This window comes from Pandoraea bronchicola, from assembly GCF_902459805.1.
Taxonomy (GTDB): domain Bacteria; phylum Pseudomonadota; class Gammaproteobacteria; order Burkholderiales; family Burkholderiaceae; genus Pandoraea; species Pandoraea bronchicola.
Genome location: NZ_CABPST010000014.1, coordinates 73,613 through 88,731, shown reverse-complemented (window position 1 = coordinate 88,731; position 15,119 = coordinate 73,613). Strand labels below are relative to the sequence as shown.

Sequence of the window (15,119 nt, the reverse complement as noted above, 5' to 3'; positions counted from 1 at the left end):
GCCCGTGGACTCAGCCGAACAGGCCATGCAAATACCACGCGGCATCCGCCCCTTTCACGGGACGCTCTCGAAACACCCACAGCAATGCCCCCTGGGCATCGGCCGCAATGAAGTAGTCACGCGTAACGGTGCCCGGCTCCCACCAGCCCGCTTCGATACGCTCCGGGCCGCTCACCAGTTGCAACGGTCCCTGCCGCCATGGACGCTCCTGATGCACGCTGAGCCGTTGCGGCGCATCGAGCAACCACGCCGGACGCGGCGGCAACCGCCCTTCGCCATCCGGCAAATGACGGCCCGTACCGGAGGATGTCGTGCCGTCAGCGGCATGCGCCGCACGCGCAGATACCCCGTACGGCACACTGACGAACGCCGCCTCGGGCCGGTGATCGCCACGCACCTGCAAACGCCGCACATGCTCGTCGCCCAGGCGTGCCGCCACGCGCTCCATCAGTTGCACAAAATCCTGCCGGGCACGTCCGGGCTCGGGCAATAACGAGCCGCTTTGCGGCACGTGCGGGGCCGTTTGCGTAACGTCGAGCCGCAAGGTCAGCACCGGGGCGATCAACGGCGAACGCGCAAGCCGCTCTTTGCACAACGACAACAAGTGCGCGGGCGCGGCACTCGCTTCGGCGAGACGGATATCGAAACGCGTCGGTGCCAGCGTTTGCCGCCCGAGCGGCTCATGCTCGAGCACCAGCGTAAGCCCGCGCGTGGCCAATTGCCCGGCGGCAAGCCATCCCGTCAGTTGGGCAAGCAGACGGCGCAAGCCGAAAAGCAGCACGTCGATGTCATGGGTAAGCGATGGCAGCGGCAACACCGCCTCGAAGTGCGGCGGTGCGCGATACCAGTGCGGCGACTCCGGCGTTTCGCCATAGGCGCGGGAGAGCGCGGCAGGCAGATCGGCGCCGCAGCGGCGTCGCACGCCCGCTGCGGGGAGCGCACGCAATTCGCCCAACGTCGCACAACCGATGTGTGCGAGCCACTCGAGCCACGGTTGCGCCTCGGACAACAACGTCACCGAAAGCGAATCGAGTTGGTGTGGAAGTTCCGCCGGGGCCGGCGCCTGCATGGGCGGCATCGCCTCTTCGCCGGCCAGCGCGAGCAGCGCCGCCGCGCTGGCCGTGGCGGCAATGCCCAGCGACGCACGATGGCCGAGCGCCTCGGCACTCTCGAGCACCTGCGCAGTCAGCGAAGCCAAACCGCCGAACAGACGCAGGCTTGGCGCTACGTCGATCAGCACGCATTGCGGCGAGGCGATGGCGACATCGGGGCCGAAGCGCAACAACGCCAGCGCCAACGCTTCAAGCGCCACGGTCTCGGCCGAATCGTCGCGATCGTGAAACCGCGCTTGCGGCAGCAACGCCAGCACGCCGCCACGGCGCATACCGGGTTGTACCCCGGCAGCCTGCGCCGCCTCACTCGCCTGCCAGACACGCGACTGCGCGAGCACCACCGTCGTGTCGGTCGGTGGTGCGTCAGCTCGCGTGAGCGGAGAGGCGATCTCGAGCGCCAGATACGGCAGATGCAGGGCAATCCAGCAAGCCATGCGAGACTCCGGAAGCAGAAATCGAAGACACCGTGGATGGGGCGGGCGAAGGGGCCGGATCAGGCCTGACAGGCGTCGGCCGATCGTCGTCGGCGACATCCGTCACCGGTTGCGAGGCACGCGTATATGGTGCAGGTAACGTCAGCCAGAGCGGCTCGAGACGGGGCGGCCCGCGACGCTTGTGAAACTGCACACCAAGACGGCTCCCCTGCCCCACGGTGAGCCCCAACCTCAGCGGCGCAGCTGAAGCCGTTGCGATTGCGGCCGGTCCACGGACCACCCAGGCCAGGGTCTGTGCGCCACCGGCCGCCACCTGAAGCCGGCGGATCTGCTCGGGCGTTGCCGCCGGAAGCCAGGTGAGCACCGCACCGCAACACGCACTTTTGAGTGCCTGTTCGGCACACCAGAGCATGTCCCGATCCTCTGCCTTCACGCCACGCCCATTGCGCGCTCCTGCCGCCTGACGCGTCTGATGCGCCGGACGCATCACGACACTGAGCCAACGCAGATCGATTCCCCACCCTGCCAGCGCCGGGGCATACGGCAGCATCGGCGGCGCAATCACCAGCACCGGCTGCCCCGCCTGCGTGAGATCGCGCAACGCGGGGGCCAGCAACCGCCATTCGCCGATGCCCGGGCGCTCACTCAACAACTCCGTCACCGCACCATGCGGCCACCCGGCGCCGGGTAACTCGGCGTCGAGCGCGGCAAAGCCAGTGGTGTGGCCAGCGCGGTGGCAACGCGCCAGTTCACTGGCACGCCACAGCCCGGCAGGCAAGGAGGAAAGCGGCAGGGTCATCGCGCACCCGAATACTGTATGAATGTACAGTATAGCAGTTCATACGCTATTTACGGGTGATCCGTGTCTCGCCCGGCGTCATGATCCGGCTTGCGGGCGAACCCCAGTCTGGCTAACGTTGGCGAGTGGCGCCCCCTATCGGCCGAATCGCCAAAGCCAATGTCATCTGGACGTGTCTTATGCGAACGACGCTGGATCCACGTTGCCCCCGCAGACTATTACGGCTATTTTTTCGCCCGGCGAACGGACATAAGCCCCCGAAACCAGCGCCGCGAACGCGGTTGCCCCTCCTGGCTCAGAGGCGATCCTGAACTTTTCCCATAAGACCCTCTGCGCATGGCGAATCTGTTCATCCGGCACCAGTATGGCGTCGTCCACAGCCTCAAGCAGAATGGAAAAAGGCACGTTACCGATACGCCTGCACCCGAGTGAATCTGCGGCAATGCCCCCTGTCTCGACGTCGACCGGTACGCGAGCCTGCAACGCCCTGTTCAACGTTGGGCATTGCGCCGGTTCGACGGCGACGATCTTTACCCGCCCGGAAAACCACGCCGCGATACCGCCAATCAACCCGCCGCCCCCCACGGCAACCATCACGGTGTCGATGTCCGGCAACTGCGCGTCGAGTTCGATTGCCAATGTGCCTTGCCCGGCTACCGTAGCGGCATCGTCGAACGCATGCACCTGCAGTGCGCCTGATTGCGCGGCACGAACTTCGCTAGCCGCCAGTGCCTCGACATAGGTATTTCCAGCGACAACGATCTGCGCGCCGAGATCGGTCAACATCTTGCGTTTGAGTGCGCTCGCGAGGCTCGGCACATAGATTTCCGCCCGCGCGCCGAGTTTTTGCGCTGCGTATGCGACGGCGATTCCATGGTTTCCACCAGACGCCGTGATAACGCCAGAAGGCGGAACAGGCTCGCTGAGCAGCCGATTAAAAGCCCCTCGTGGCTTGAACGAGCCTGTGACCTGAAGGGATTCAAGCTTCAGGAAAGTGTCGCCAGGAACGTCGAACGCACCGTCTTCCAGCCGGAGAACTGGCGTGGTGCGAATGTACGGGGCGATACGCTGCGCGGCCCCCCGGATATCGTCTTTTGTGATCATTGATGTCGATCTCCGCCATTGACGTCATGTTGACACGTCGAAGGAATGACGCTCACCGGTGCCTGACGGCGCTCGTCAACTGTCAGGCGAAAAATGTCTGGACGGCTGTAATGACCTGTGACGTCCAAATCGAATTTGCCGCGCGCAATATTTCGCAGATCTATCTCTGCGGTGAGAATGACTTCTTCACCAAACGCGGGGCCTGCCAGAATTCGTCCAAAGGGATCGACGATGCAGCTACCCCCAGCCTGAACCAACGCATCGGGATCGTCTCCGAACAAACTTGCGTAACTGTCCGGAAAATCGCCACGCCGAAGAAACTGATTGCTGGCAAGTACATAGCATCGACCTTCGATGGCAATGTGCTGCATTGACGCGACCCATGTTGGCCTGGAATCTGCTGTCGGTGCGCAGTAGAGCTGAATACCCTTGGCGTACATGGCCATGCGCATCATAGGCATGTAGTTCTCCCAGCAGATCACGGCGCCGAGTTTTCCAAGTGCGGTATCCAGTACGGGCATGGTCGAGCCGTCGCCATAGCCCCAGACAAGACGTTCGGCCCCCGTCGGCATCAGCTTGCGGTGTTTTCCAAGGAAGTCGCCCGCCGGACCGAAAAAAAGAACACTGCAATAGAGGGTTCCGGCATCGCGTTCGATCACGCCGATCACCATATGAACGCCATAATTTGCCGCAATCGCAGCGAGTGCATCCACACATGGCCCCGGCACATCGATCGCCGATTCCCAATACTCGCGATAGGCGTCCCTTCCTTCGTCGCTACGTCCGCCAACGTACGATCCAAAAACATGCCCCTTGGGATACCCCCCCACGAACGCTTCCGGGAAAACAACCAGCCTGGCGCTTCGGGACACGGCAGATGCAACCAGATCCTCAACCTTTGCCAGAGTCCTGTGCGGGTCAAAAGGAATCGGTGTTCCCTGGATTACGGAAGCGGTCCACGGCGCCGCCATGTTCGACTCGTTCACTGCCGCCTCCTTGTGTATCTATAATGAACACTATAGAATCAATACAGAACATGGTACTTGCTTGCCTGACTCGGGGCAAGCGGTGCGCGTTTGTCTTCGTGCAATCGTCAGGAGAGAGGTGATGGGCGAAATCGCAACCGTCAACAGCGTCGAGCACGCCGTCCGTCTCGTCGAGTTGCTGGCCGGCTCGACGAATGCCCTTGGCGTCAGCCAGATAGCACAGTCGCTTGACCTTCCACGGGCGACGATTTACCGGTTACTCAAAACCTTGGCACAACGAGAGTGGGTCGTTCAGGAAGACAAAACATATCGGCTCAGTTTCCGCCTTACGGGGCTGTTCGGTGACGCCAGCGTGAGCGCGCAAGCGGCGCTGGCCAAGCGAATGACGCCACTGCTGCACCATCTGGTGAATGAAACGGGAGAGACCGCTCACTTTGCCGTGCTAGATGGTGATCGCGTCGTCTACCTTGCGAAAGTCGATTCTCCGCATCCGATTCGCATGTTCTCCCAGATCGGTTGGCGCGGACCGCTACACGCCACCGGCGCGGGCAAAGTGCTGCTTGCCGCGGCAGAATCGAGGCTCCTTTCGCGAATTTGCGATCATGGACTGGAACGATTCACGCCGAACACGATCGTTGAAAAAGAAAGGCTCCAGGCAGAACTGGCGCAAGTCCGAAAACAGGGGTATGCGATAGATGCTGAAGAGCTGATTGAAGGACTGACTTGCGTTGCGGTCCCGGTGATTAGCGCGGAGCAGGTTCGCGGAGCGATATCCGTTGCAGGCCCAACAGCCCGCCTCGGCAATCCCAGAACATTGGCAAAGCGCCTGAAAGCAGCTACGCAAACGTTGCCGGCACCGTTGTACCAATGATAGAAATCTTGCGTCGAACCGGCAGCCCCTGCAACGAGGATCGCCGGTTCCGGGCACCCGGGCACGATTGCCAAATTAGCAGTTCATAAGCCATTCACGGGGGCGTCGTGCCCCGCCAGCCAGCTCGATCCCACTTGCGGGCGAACGCCGGCCCGGCTAACGTTGGCGTCATTGACCGATCGCCCTCCCTCATGCCACTGCCGACCACAGCCACTGCGCCCTTCTGCCCCTCCGAGGTCAAGGGCAGCATCGTCATCGACGCGCGCGAATCGCGCTGGATCAAACTCAAACGCTTCGCCGGCCCGGGACTGCTCGTCGCGATCGGCTACATGGACCCCGGCAACTGGGCGACGGACATTCAGGCCGGGTCGCAATTCGGCTATTCGTTGCTTTGGGTAGTCGCGCTCTCGAGCCTCGCGGCCATCTTTCTGCAGATGCTTGCCGCCCGGCTGGGACTGGTCGCCGGACGCGACCTCGCGCAGGCCAGCTATGACCGCTACGGGCGGGCGGGACGCCTCGTGCAATGGATCACTGCCGAGATCTCGATCATCGCCTGCGATATCGCCGAAGTTCTCGGCTGTGCGCTCGCCTTCAAGCTGCTGCTGGGCGTGCCCATCGCGTGGGGCATCGTGCTCACCGCGCTGGACACAATGATCGTGCTCGGCCTGCAAGGCAAAGGCTTCCGTCAGATCGAAGCCATCGTCTTCGGGTTGATCGGCACGATGGCATTCTGCTTCGTCGCGCAGGTGGCGATGGTGCCACCCGACTGGCATGCGGTAGCCGCAGGCCTCGTCCCGGGAGCCCCCAGCCACGACCGGCGCGACGCCATCGTGCTCGCGCTCGGCATCGTCGGTGCCACGATCATGCCGCACAACCTGTACCTGCATTCTTCTGTCGTACAGACCCGGCGTGTGGTCGGCGGCAAACGCGGCGATGTGCGCGACACGCTCATGCTGGTGCGCATCGACACCTGGGTCTCGCTCGTGATCGCCATGGGCGTGAATGCGGCAATTCTAATTCTTGCCGGTTCGGCATTTCATGCCAGCGGCCAGACCAACGTCACCGATATCGAGCAGGCGTATCGGCTCATCACGCCGATTGCGGGCAGTGCGGCGGCATTCCTGTTCGGCCTCGCCCTGCTCGCGTCGGGGCAAAGCTCCACGCTCACCGGGACCATTGCCGGGCAAGTCATCATGGATGGCTTTCTGAAAACGAAGATCCCCTGCTATCAGCGCCGTCTGATTACCCGTGGGCTTGCGCTCGTGCCAGCACTGATCGGCGTGCTGTGGCTCGGCGACGGCGCCGTCGGCAAGTTGCTCGTGTGGAGTCAGGTGCTACTCAGCCTGCAACTGCCGTTCGCCATGTGGCCGCTCATCCGCTCGGTCAGCGACCCGCGCGTGATGAACGGCCACACCATCGGACGCCCCACGCAAGTGTTCGCATGGGGCCTCTTCGCGGTCATTACCGCCACCAACCTGCTGTTGATCTTCGGACTGGACTGAGGCGGCAGGACGAAAGCGCGTGGACGGTGGCGCGACATGCGCAACGCAGCGGCCGTCCCGGTTCGCCTTACAGGCCGAGGTCGCTCAACCCCGGATGATCGTCGGGGCGGCGCCCCTGCGGCCAGCGGAACAGACGCTCGCTCTCGGCGATACGCGAGTCGTTGATGCTGGCATGGCGCTCGGCCATGAGTCCCTGCGCGTCGAACGCCCAGTTCTCGTTGCCGTACGAGCGGAACCAATTGCCCGAATCGTCCCGCCATTCATAAGCGAACCGCACCGCAATCCGGTTCTCCGTGAACGCCCACAGTTCCTTGATCAGCCGATAGTCGAGTTCGCGTTGCCATTTGCGTGTCAGGAATTCAACGATCTGATCGCGGCCGCGCGGGAACTCAGCGCGATTGCGCCAGCGGCTGTCGACGGTATAGGCCAACGCAACCCGCGCAGGATCGCGTGAGTTCCAACCGTCTTCGGCCATGCGGATTTTCTGAATTGCAGTCTCACGCGTGAATGGTGGAAACGGCGGGCGGGCTTCACTGTCGGCCATGACGACTCCTGTCAAAAACATGAGGGGAACACCGAGCGAGTGTATCGCCAAGCCGAGCCTGCCGCTTGCCGGAGAGGACGTTTGCACGATATTGCAGCGCCCTTGCCCCCCTCCAACACGATAACGACGCATGATAAGATCGGCACCCCTTACTAAAACTAACAACAGTAAAGGGCAGCAAATCGGTAAGGGATCAGATGGCCGCGACGGGTCGATGCCGCCACGCATCGCTCGCCGGGTCAAAACACATACAGGGGTATCAACGTGCAGAAAAGCAAGTCCAGCATTGCGCTGCTTAGCGCCGCCATGCTCGCCATCGGCGTGCTTGGCGGTTGCGCCACCGAAAGCTCGCGCACCATGCAAGTCGCCAAGGTGGAAAGTGCCAGCCGTCCTTACGTTGGTGTACGCACGCCGATCGCCGTCGGCAAGTTCGACAACCGTTCTGCGTACATGCGCGGCGTTTTTTCCGATAACGTCGATCGACTCGGCAGCCAGGCCAAGACGATCCTGATCACCCATCTGCAACAAACCAATCGCTTCAACGTTCTCGACCGCGACAACATGGCCGAGATTCGTCAGGAAGCCGACATCAAGAAGACCCAGCAAACGCTCAAGGGCGCCGACTACGTGATCACCGGTGACGTCGTTGAGTTCGGTCGCAAGGAAGTGGGCGACAAGCAGCTCTTCGGCATTCTCGGCCGCGGCCGCGAGCAGATTGCCTACGCCAAGGTCAACCTGAACGTGGTGGACATTGCCACGTCGGAAGTCGTCTACTCGAGCGGTGGCGCGGGTGAGTTCGCGCTGTCGAATCGCGAAGTGATCGGCTTTGGCGGCACCGCCGGCTACGACTCGACGCTCAACGGCAAGGTCCTCGACCTCGCCATGCGCGAAGCCGTCAACAACCTGGTCGCCGGCATCGAAAGCGGTGCCTGGAAGCCCGGCAAGTAAGCCAGCCATTTCACTGTTGCCGCATGCCGCAGTGCGTCGCTCGCGACGCGCTCGGTCCTGCACGTTAGTACGAGTGCGCGCTCGCCCGCTACGGCATGCCTGTCAGGATCTCTATCGCCATGAATCGCAAGTTCTCATCCGGCCGCGCCGCCGTGGCGGCCATCATCGGTGGCGCGCTGCTCACCGGCTGCGCAACGCCGCCCAAGCCCCTTTACGACTGGGAAAGCTACCAGCCGCAAGTCTACGAATACTTCAAGGGCGAATCGAAGGAAGCCCAGATCATTGCGCTCGAGCGCGATCTGGAGAAGATCAAGGCCGCCAATAACGCCGCGCCTCCGGGCTATCACGCCCACATCGGCCTGCTCTACGCGTCGGTGGGCAAGCCCGACAAGATGGTCGAGGAATTCCAGACCGAGAAGCAGTTGTTCCCCGAATCGGCTGGTTACATCGACTTTCTCCTCAAGAACAAAACGCCGGAGGCAAAGCAATGATTGCGCGACTCTGCAAATGGATGACGGTAGCGGCATTGGCCGCCGTGATGACGGGTTGCGCGGTGCACCAGGCAAAGCCGTACGACTACACTGCGTTCAAGGAAAGCAAGCCGAAGTCGATTCTGGTGTTGCCGCCGCTGAACGAGTCGCCTGATATCGATGCGACTTACAGCGTGCTGTCGCAGGTCAGCGTGCCGCTTGGCGAGGCAGGCTACTACGTGATGCCGGTGGCACTCGTTGACGAGTCGTTCCGTCAGAACGGTCTGACGGTCGCGGGTGACATCCATCAGGTAAGTCCGGCCAAGCTGCGCGAGATTTTCGGTGCCGACGCAGCGCTCTACATCAAGATCACACAGTACGGCACGAAGTACATGGTGCTCGACAGCGCCACCGTGGTGACGGTCTCGGCCGAACTCATCGACCTTCGCAACGGCGCCAAGCTGTGGAGTGGCGCGGCCACTGCATCGAACAACGAGGGGAATAACAACAGCGGCGGCGGCCTGATCGGCATGCTGATCACGGCGGCGGTCAAGCAGATCGTCAACAGCGTGTCGAACGCTGGCTACACCGTCGCAGGCACAGCCAATGCACGCCTGCTGTCCGCTGGGCGCGCCAACGGCCTGCTCTACGGCCCGCGCTCGCCGAAATACGGCACGGACTGAGGTTAGTCCGGCACCCTGGGCCGGTGCGGTCGCCGGTTGACCGCATGTCCGGGGTGCGCCCGACTGTGCAGACGTCGGAACGTCACCTATAGTGGTAACGCATTACTACGCACTACCCGGACCGATAGCCACACCGTGCCCCGAGCACGGGACAACAACGTCAGACGACGCGTGCACGCGCGTCAGGCGCCAATCAGGCTACGTCCAGGAGTCATCATGGTTCCCCGCTTTGCTTCCCCCATCATCGCCGTCGGCCTGCTTGCGCTGTCGTCACTCGCGTATGCCGACCCCATGCGCCTGTCCGACCTCAAGGACGCCAACGGCCAACAACTCAGCGTCGACGACTTGCGTTCACTGATGCCCGGCGCCCACGTCACCAACGTCCTCAACAACGGCAGTACGCGCAAATGGGTCAACGACACCAATGGCTCGCTCAATGCCACGAGTGACAACAAGGGCAACATCGGATCGGGGGGACGCCTGGTCCAGGTCGCGCATGCCACCGGCACCTGGTCGGTCAATGACAATGGATCGTATTGCGTGAACCTGGAGTGGCGGGCACTCACCGAGAACTGGTGCCGCTTCATGTTCAAGGTCGGTGACAAGTACTACGGCGTGACTTCGCTCGCCAACGGCGCCGCGATCGCCACCGAGTTCACTATCGAGAAGTAGACGTTCATCCCCCGATAAGAAAACGCCCCCGTCTGCTGACAGCATCAGGGCGTGACCGCGGAGTGCGCTTCCTCTTTAGGGGGAGCCGTTGAGGGGCGCGTAAACGACAAAGCCCGCCAAAGTGGCGGGCTCGCGCGAGCCAATCCCGGGAACAACAGAGATTGGCATCCGGACTCACGGTTGGGCGCCGTCGCACGTCACCACATCGATGACGGGGATCGCCCGGTGTGACGATCGACTTGCCTGATTGCGCCAGCGACGACCGCTCGTCCGGAAGGACTTGCTACAGACTGCTTAGTAACCGGCGGTTTCGAGCGCGCGGATACGTTGTTCCAGCTCAATGATGTCCTTCGACTCAGCCAGGAACGCTTCACGACGACGACGTTCAGCGGTTTCAAACCAAGTGTTCACGACTTCAAACAGGGCGGCAAACATGACGTTTCTCCAGTTCATTTAGTGTGCTGCATTGCAGCAGTGCTTCGCATTATATAGGGTTTTCCCGTTAAGGGTTAGCCCCTATATGTAAAAACAACAAAAAATCTGCTAGAGCCTTGCTTCGAATACAGTCAATTCCAAAAATACAATATAAAAATCAATTGCTTAACTAAAATTCGACACACTCAAAGACGTACCTGTGACGCACCGCCGCAGGGACCGATCAAAATTCGAGAGATAAAAAAAGCGCCGCTGCTGCGGCGCGTCATGTGAGGTGGTTAGACGCCCATGAGTGGCGCCCCCGGTGATTTATCCCTGAGGAACATGACGGGCCTGACTGTCACTGTCGTCGGCCGGATTGCCCGCTGCGGCCGGGGCGTCGACGGCCACTGCATCCACTGCCGTTGCCTGCTGCGCGGGACTGCAAGACGTCTTCGGGCTTGCGGAAGGCTCCGTCTTGGCGCCCAGGTTGCCGGGAAGCGCTGCGGCAGCAATGCCCTCCAGTATCGGGCAGTCAGGACGGTCGTCGCCATGGCAATGCATGGCGAGATGAGAAAGCGTGTCTCGCATGGCCACGAGTTCGCCAATGCGCTGATTGAGTTCATCGACATGAGATTGCGCGAGTGCTTTCACCTGCGCGCTGGAACGACCACGATCCTGCCAAAGCGCCAGCAACTGGCGGATCTGATCGATCCCGAACCCCAAGCGTCGCGACTGGCGAATGAAGCGAAGCAGATGAAGATCCTGCTCGCCGTATCGCCGATAACCGGCCTCGGAGCGAGGGCTCGGAGGCATCAGGCCGATACTCTCGTAGTATCGGATCATCTTGGCCGTCACGCCGCTGGCCTGTGCCGCTTGTCCGATGTTCATGGCTGCCTCACTGGGGGGAACGAGGGTTGAACGACGGGGTGGAGGAACCGTTCACCGCCTTGTCGGCATCCGACAGCACGAGCCGGGCGCTAATAGGGGAATGATCGGAAATCCGTGACCAGGGGCGTCCGCGCAAAACTTGTGCCCCTTCGATATGAAAGCCGCGAGAGTATATGCGGTCAAGTCGTAAAAGCGGCAATCCGCTCGGAAAACTACGTGCGGGACGCCCCGCGCTATTCTGAAACACCTCGGTCAGCGCCAGCTTTTCCGCCAGCAGCCGATCCGCCTGATTGCTCCAATCGTTGAAGTCGCCCGCGATGATTAATGGCGCATCTGCGGGAATGGTATCGGCAACGCGCTCCGCCAGCATCTCGAACTGGCGGCGGCGTCCTGGGCCCGCCAGAGATAAATGCACACACAGGCAATGCAACGGCTGCGTCAGGCCCGGCACGGCAATCTCGCAATGCAGCATGCCGCGCTTCTCGAAACTGTAGGTTGTGATGTCATGGTTGTCCGACCGGACGATCGGATAACGACTCAGAATCGCGTTGCCATGATGCCCATGCTCATAAACGACATTGCGTCCGTAAGCATGGTCGTGCCACATGCCTTCAGCCAGAAACTCGTATTGCGGCTGTGCAGGCCAGTTACTGTGACGCATCGCGTGGCGCTGGTGCATGCCCTGCACTTCCTGGAGGAAGACGAGATCCGGCGCCAGTCCCTCCAACCCTGCGCGCAACTCGTGAACGCGCAACCGGTTGAACGCAGAAAAGCCCTTGTGGATGTTGTAACTCGCGATATGCAGACTATTCATATTCGGCAGCATCAACTCCGCGCCAGAAGAAAGACGAAACCACCAAGATGACGTCGCCTTCGGCGAATTTAAAGTCAGATGAAAATTCAGGCGACGCCCCGGGCGAACCCTGTCAGAACGTCTCCTTCATAAATTCATTATGCGCCGTTCACCGTGTGCCGGGGCAAACCGTCCTCAGATGCCGACGCGACGGGCCTTGCCGATACGACCTCCAGCGCTCGCATTGGCCGCTTGTACCACCGGACGCCACTGGCGCAGCAACAGCGCATTGCTCACCACACTGACACTGCTGAGCGCCATCGCTGCGCCCGCGATCACCGGACTCAACAACCCGAAGGCTGCCAGCGGAATTCCGATCACGTTGTACGCGAAGGCCCAAAACAGGTTCTGACGAATCTTCGACCACGTCCGGCGCGAGACATCAATGGCGTCGGCAACTCGCAGCGGATCGCCACGCATCAGTGTGATGCCCGCCGTCTGCATCGCCACATCGGTGCCTGAGCCCATCGCAATACCGACGTCGGCTGCGGCAAGTGCCGGCGCATCGTTGATGCCATCGCCCACCATGGCTACGACCGCACCATCGCGCTTGAGTTGCGCAATTACCTCCGCTTTGCGCTCCGGCAGCACATCCGCATGAACTTCGTCGAGTCCCAAGGCATCGGCCACCGCCTTGGCGCTTCCGGCATTATCCCCCGTGACCATCACGCAGCGCACGCCGAGGGCATGCAAGCGGTCGATGGCCGGGCGCGCGGTAGCTTTGAGTGTGTCACCGAACGCCAACAGCCCGAGCAACCGCGCCTCACCAGCGTGTTCGCCCGCTTCACCGGCCTCTACCAGCCACGAGACAGTGCGCCCCTCGGCCGCCAGACGCCTGGCTTCGTCGGCCAACGCCCCTTGCGAGATGCCCAGTTCCTCAAGTAACCGGGCGTTGCCCAGTTGCAGCGGATGGACGCCACGCGAGTCGCCCACCTCCTCGATGCGCGCCCGCATTCCTCTGCCCGGCAATGCAGCAATATCAGACGCGAGTGGTACGAACGCCGCCAGTCCGGCGTCTTCCGCTGCCGTCATGACTGCTTTCGCGAGCGGATGCGAGCTCCCCGATTGCACCGCTGCTGCCCAGCACAGCAACGTCTCGGCGCTCACGCCCTGTGCAGGCAGATGGGCTACCAGTCTCGGTTTGCCTTCGGTCAGCGTCCCTGTTTTGTCGAATGCAACCACGCTGATGCGATGTGCCAATTCGAGCGCTTCGGCATCCTTGATGAGAATTCCCTGCCGCGCTGCCGCCCCGGTGCCCACCATGATCGCGGCAGGGGTCGCCAGCCCCAGCGCACACGGGCACGCGATGACCAGCACCGCCACCGCGTTGAGCAGCGCGGCCTCGACGCCGATACCCAGCGCCCAGCCAGCAGCCACCGTCACCACCGCAATGAGTACGACCACAGGCACAAACACCGCGGCCACCCGGTCGACGGCACGTTGAATCGGCGCCTTGCCGGCCTGTGCGTCTTCGACCATGCGAATAATCCGGGCCAGTGCCGTATCAGCACCGACTGCCGTCGTCTCGATCTGCAGCGTCCCGGCGCCGTTGATTGAGCCGCCGACGACTTTGTCACCCGCCGCCTTGTCGATCGGCAGCGGCTCGCCGGTCAGTAACGATTCATCAAGCTGGCTTGCTCCGTCGCGAATCTCACCATCGACCGGCACACGCTCACCGGCACGCACCACCACCCAGTCGCCGACCTTCACTTGCCCCAACGGCGTCGTGACTTCGTTCGCGGCGCCTTGCGGGTCGCGCAGCACTCGTGCCGTTTCGGGACGCAACGCCGCAAGCGCTCGAATCGCTGCTACGGTGCGGCGCTTCGCTCGCGCTTCGAGCCACTTGCCAAGCAGCACCAGCGTAATGACGACAGCCGCTGCTTCGAAATACAGATGCGGCATACTGCCCGCCGGCGCGCGCCACCATTCGTACAAACTCAGACCGTAGGCCGCAGACGTGCCCAAAGCCACCAGTAAATCCATATTGCCGCTACCCGCACGCACCGCCTTGTAACCCGCTCGATAGAAGCGTGCGCCCAGCCAGAACTGCACCGGCGTTGCGAGCAGCCATTGCACCCACGACGGCGGCATCAGGTGAATGCCGAACGGCTCGAGCAGCATCGGCAACAGCAGCGGCAGCGACAGCAGAGCCGCCACTGCCACCGGCCACCACGTGGGGCCCTCCTGCGAAGTCACTGCCTGCGCCGGGTCAATGACCGGCGAGGCTTCGTACCCCGCCTTCTCAACGGCAGCGCCGAGCGCCGCCACGTCGACAACGCCCCGCACACCGCGCACGGCAGCACGCTCCGTTGCCAGATTGACGTTGGCTTCGACCACACCCGGCACACTCCGAAGGGCTTTTTCCACACGCCCCGCGCACGATGCGCAGGTCATGCCGCCAATGGCCAGCTCGAACGACTGTTCTGCGATTTGATACCCCGCGTCGCTCACGGCCGTCTCCACGGCACCCAGAAACGCCGCAGTTGACACGTCGGGTGCAGCCTGCACGGAAGCGGTTTCGGTCGCGAGGTTGACGTTGGCGCCGGCCACGCCCGGCGCTCGCCGCAGCGCCTTCTCTACCCGCGTCACACAAGAAGCGCAGGTCATGCCTTCAATACCGACCGACCAGTTCTGAGTCATTTCATGGTCTCCAGGAAGACTGTCATCATGCGTCACAGCATAGACCTTGCTATGACAGGAAGGTCAAGCAACTCGCGTTGACGTGTCGCTGTCCGCCACATGACAACCCGCCAGCTATCACCATAACGCGCCCGGAACCGCCCGGGTTTGGGTGGCGTCTGAGCGATCACACGAATCGGCTGAAAAAGCGCTTGAG

Annotated in this window: 14 protein-coding genes and 1 pseudogene; 6 read left to right on the top strand and 9 right to left on the bottom strand. The window is 62.2% G+C overall.

The genetic code is table 11. From position 1 onward, the window contains the following. Positions 1–10: 10 nt before the first annotated feature. The 4 genes from PBR20603_RS20980 to PBR20603_RS20965 form a co-directional block, all read right to left on the bottom strand. A complete protein-coding gene (locus tag PBR20603_RS20980; protein WP_174978004.1) occupies positions 11–1,546 on the bottom strand; it encodes a Y-family DNA polymerase in 1,536 nt (511 codons plus the stop codon). Beyond that, entirely contained in the window at positions 1,476–2,345 is an 870-nt protein-coding gene (gene imuA / locus PBR20603_RS20975; protein WP_150561387.1) for a translesion DNA synthesis-associated protein ImuA, read from the bottom strand. Before imuA ends, PBR20603_RS20980 begins: the two co-directional genes overlap by 71 nt. A 177-nt stretch (positions 2,346–2,522) precedes the next feature. Continuing rightward, positions 2,523–3,449 carry a threonine/serine dehydratase gene (locus tag PBR20603_RS20970; protein WP_150561386.1) on the bottom strand — a complete coding sequence of 309 codons (927 nt, stop codon included), beginning with the start codon at positions 3,447–3,449 and terminating at the stop codon, positions 2,523–2,525. Further along, entirely contained in the window at positions 3,446–4,420 is a 975-nt protein-coding gene (locus PBR20603_RS20965; RefSeq protein ID WP_150561442.1) for a nitrilase-related carbon-nitrogen hydrolase, read from the bottom strand. Before PBR20603_RS20965 ends, PBR20603_RS20970 begins: the two co-directional genes overlap by 4 nt. Positions 4,421–4,556: 136 nt before the next feature. Here PBR20603_RS20965 and PBR20603_RS20960 point away from each other — a divergent pair, with 136 nt between their 5' ends. Both PBR20603_RS20960 and PBR20603_RS20955 read left to right on the top strand, forming a co-directional pair. Beyond that, complete coding sequence (locus tag PBR20603_RS20960; RefSeq protein ID WP_150561385.1) at positions 4,557–5,306, top strand: IclR family transcriptional regulator; 750 nt, start codon at positions 4,557–4,559, stop codon at positions 5,304–5,306. A gap of 191 nt (positions 5,307–5,497) precedes the next feature. Further along, positions 5,498–6,808 (top strand): Nramp family divalent metal transporter, encoded by a 1,311-nt coding sequence (locus tag PBR20603_RS20955; protein WP_150561384.1) that lies wholly within the window; start codon positions 5,498–5,500, stop codon positions 6,806–6,808. Between the two features lie 67 nt (positions 6,809–6,875). Here PBR20603_RS20955 and PBR20603_RS20950 read toward each other — a convergent pair whose 3' ends face one another. Further along, positions 6,876–7,352: a nuclear transport factor 2 family protein gene (locus PBR20603_RS20950; protein WP_150561383.1), complete on the bottom strand. Its 477-nt coding sequence runs from the start codon at positions 7,350–7,352 to the stop codon at positions 6,876–6,878. A 306-nt stretch (positions 7,353–7,658) separates the two neighbouring features. Between PBR20603_RS20950 and PBR20603_RS20945 the strand changes: the two genes are divergently transcribed. The 4 genes from PBR20603_RS20945 to PBR20603_RS20930 all read left to right on the top strand — a co-directional run bounded on the left by PBR20603_RS20945 (position 7,659) and on the right by PBR20603_RS20930 (position 10,125). Then, a complete protein-coding gene (locus PBR20603_RS20945) occupies positions 7,659–8,300 on the top strand; it encodes a CsgG/HfaB family protein (RefSeq protein ID WP_150561441.1) in 642 nt (213 codons plus the stop codon). Between the two features lie 119 nt (positions 8,301–8,419). Beyond that, a complete protein-coding gene (locus PBR20603_RS20940) occupies positions 8,420–8,791 on the top strand; it encodes a DUF4810 domain-containing protein (RefSeq protein WP_150561382.1) in 372 nt (123 codons plus the stop codon). Continuing rightward, positions 8,788–9,453: a DUF799 domain-containing protein gene (locus tag PBR20603_RS20935; protein WP_217425984.1), complete on the top strand. Its 666-nt coding sequence runs from the start codon at positions 8,788–8,790 to the stop codon at positions 9,451–9,453. Before PBR20603_RS20940 ends, PBR20603_RS20935 begins: the two co-directional genes overlap by 4 nt. 216 nt (positions 9,454–9,669) lie before the next feature. Further along, a complete protein-coding gene (locus tag PBR20603_RS20930) occupies positions 9,670–10,125 on the top strand; it encodes a DUF995 domain-containing protein (protein WP_150561381.1) in 456 nt (151 codons plus the stop codon). A gap of 294 nt (positions 10,126–10,419) precedes the next feature. On the opposite strand, the gene PBR20603_RS20925 is transcribed toward PBR20603_RS20930, so the two are convergent. From PBR20603_RS20925 to PBR20603_RS20910, 4 genes and pseudogenes are all read right to left on the bottom strand, one after another. Next, positions 10,420–10,560 carry a DUF3563 family protein gene (locus PBR20603_RS20925; RefSeq protein ID WP_072617503.1) on the bottom strand — a complete coding sequence of 47 codons (141 nt, stop codon included), beginning with the start codon at positions 10,558–10,560 and terminating at the stop codon, positions 10,420–10,422. A 483-nt stretch (positions 10,561–11,043) separates the two neighbouring features. Further along, positions 11,044–11,430 (bottom strand): annotated as a pseudogene (cueR, locus tag PBR20603_RS20920) (Cu(I)-responsive transcriptional regulator); the annotation flags it as partial. A 7-nt stretch (positions 11,431–11,437) separates the two neighbouring features. Next, a complete protein-coding gene (locus tag PBR20603_RS20915; RefSeq protein ID WP_217425986.1) occupies positions 11,438–12,256 on the bottom strand; it encodes an endonuclease/exonuclease/phosphatase family protein in 819 nt (272 codons plus the stop codon). Between the two features lie 162 nt (positions 12,257–12,418). After that, positions 12,419–14,923 carry a heavy metal translocating P-type ATPase gene (locus PBR20603_RS20910; protein WP_150561379.1) on the bottom strand — a complete coding sequence of 835 codons (2,505 nt, stop codon included), beginning with the start codon at positions 14,921–14,923 and terminating at the stop codon, positions 12,419–12,421. Positions 14,924–15,119 lie beyond the last annotated feature (196 nt).

Coding starts and splice junctions, on each gene's coding strand:
- PBR20603_RS20980 (WP_174978004.1), bottom strand. CDS start 1,546: ATGGCTTGCTGGATTGCCCTGCATCTGCCGTATCTGGCGCTCGAGATC.
- imuA (WP_150561387.1), bottom strand. CDS start 2,345: ATGACCCTGCCGCTTTCCTCCTTGCCTGCCGGGCTGTGGCGTGCCAGT.
- PBR20603_RS20970 (WP_150561386.1), bottom strand. CDS start 3,449: ATGATCACAAAAGACGATATCCGGGGGGCCGCGCAGCGTATCGCCCCG.
- PBR20603_RS20965 (WP_150561442.1), bottom strand. CDS start 4,420: ATGGCGGCGCCGTGGACCGCTTCCGTAATCCAGGGAACACCGATTCCT.
- PBR20603_RS20960 (WP_150561385.1), top strand. CDS start 4,557: ATGGGCGAAATCGCAACCGTCAACAGCGTCGAGCACGCCGTCCGTCTC.
- PBR20603_RS20955 (WP_150561384.1), top strand. CDS start 5,498: ATGCCACTGCCGACCACAGCCACTGCGCCCTTCTGCCCCTCCGAGGTC.
- PBR20603_RS20950 (WP_150561383.1), bottom strand. CDS start 7,352: ATGGCCGACAGTGAAGCCCGCCCGCCGTTTCCACCATTCACGCGTGAG.
- PBR20603_RS20945 (WP_150561441.1), top strand. CDS start 7,659: ATGCTCGCCATCGGCGTGCTTGGCGGTTGCGCCACCGAAAGCTCGCGC.
- PBR20603_RS20940 (WP_150561382.1), top strand. CDS start 8,420: ATGAATCGCAAGTTCTCATCCGGCCGCGCCGCCGTGGCGGCCATCATC.
- PBR20603_RS20935 (WP_217425984.1), top strand. CDS start 8,788: ATGATTGCGCGACTCTGCAAATGGATGACGGTAGCGGCATTGGCCGCC.
- PBR20603_RS20930 (WP_150561381.1), top strand. CDS start 9,670: ATGGTTCCCCGCTTTGCTTCCCCCATCATCGCCGTCGGCCTGCTTGCG.
- PBR20603_RS20925 (WP_072617503.1), bottom strand. CDS start 10,560: ATGTTTGCCGCCCTGTTTGAAGTCGTGAACACTTGGTTTGAAACCGCT.
- PBR20603_RS20915 (WP_217425986.1), bottom strand. CDS start 12,256: ATGCTGCCGAATATGAATAGTCTGCATATCGCGAGTTACAACATCCAC.
- PBR20603_RS20910 (WP_150561379.1), bottom strand. CDS start 14,923: ATGACTCAGAACTGGTCGGTCGGTATTGAAGGCATGACCTGCGCTTCT.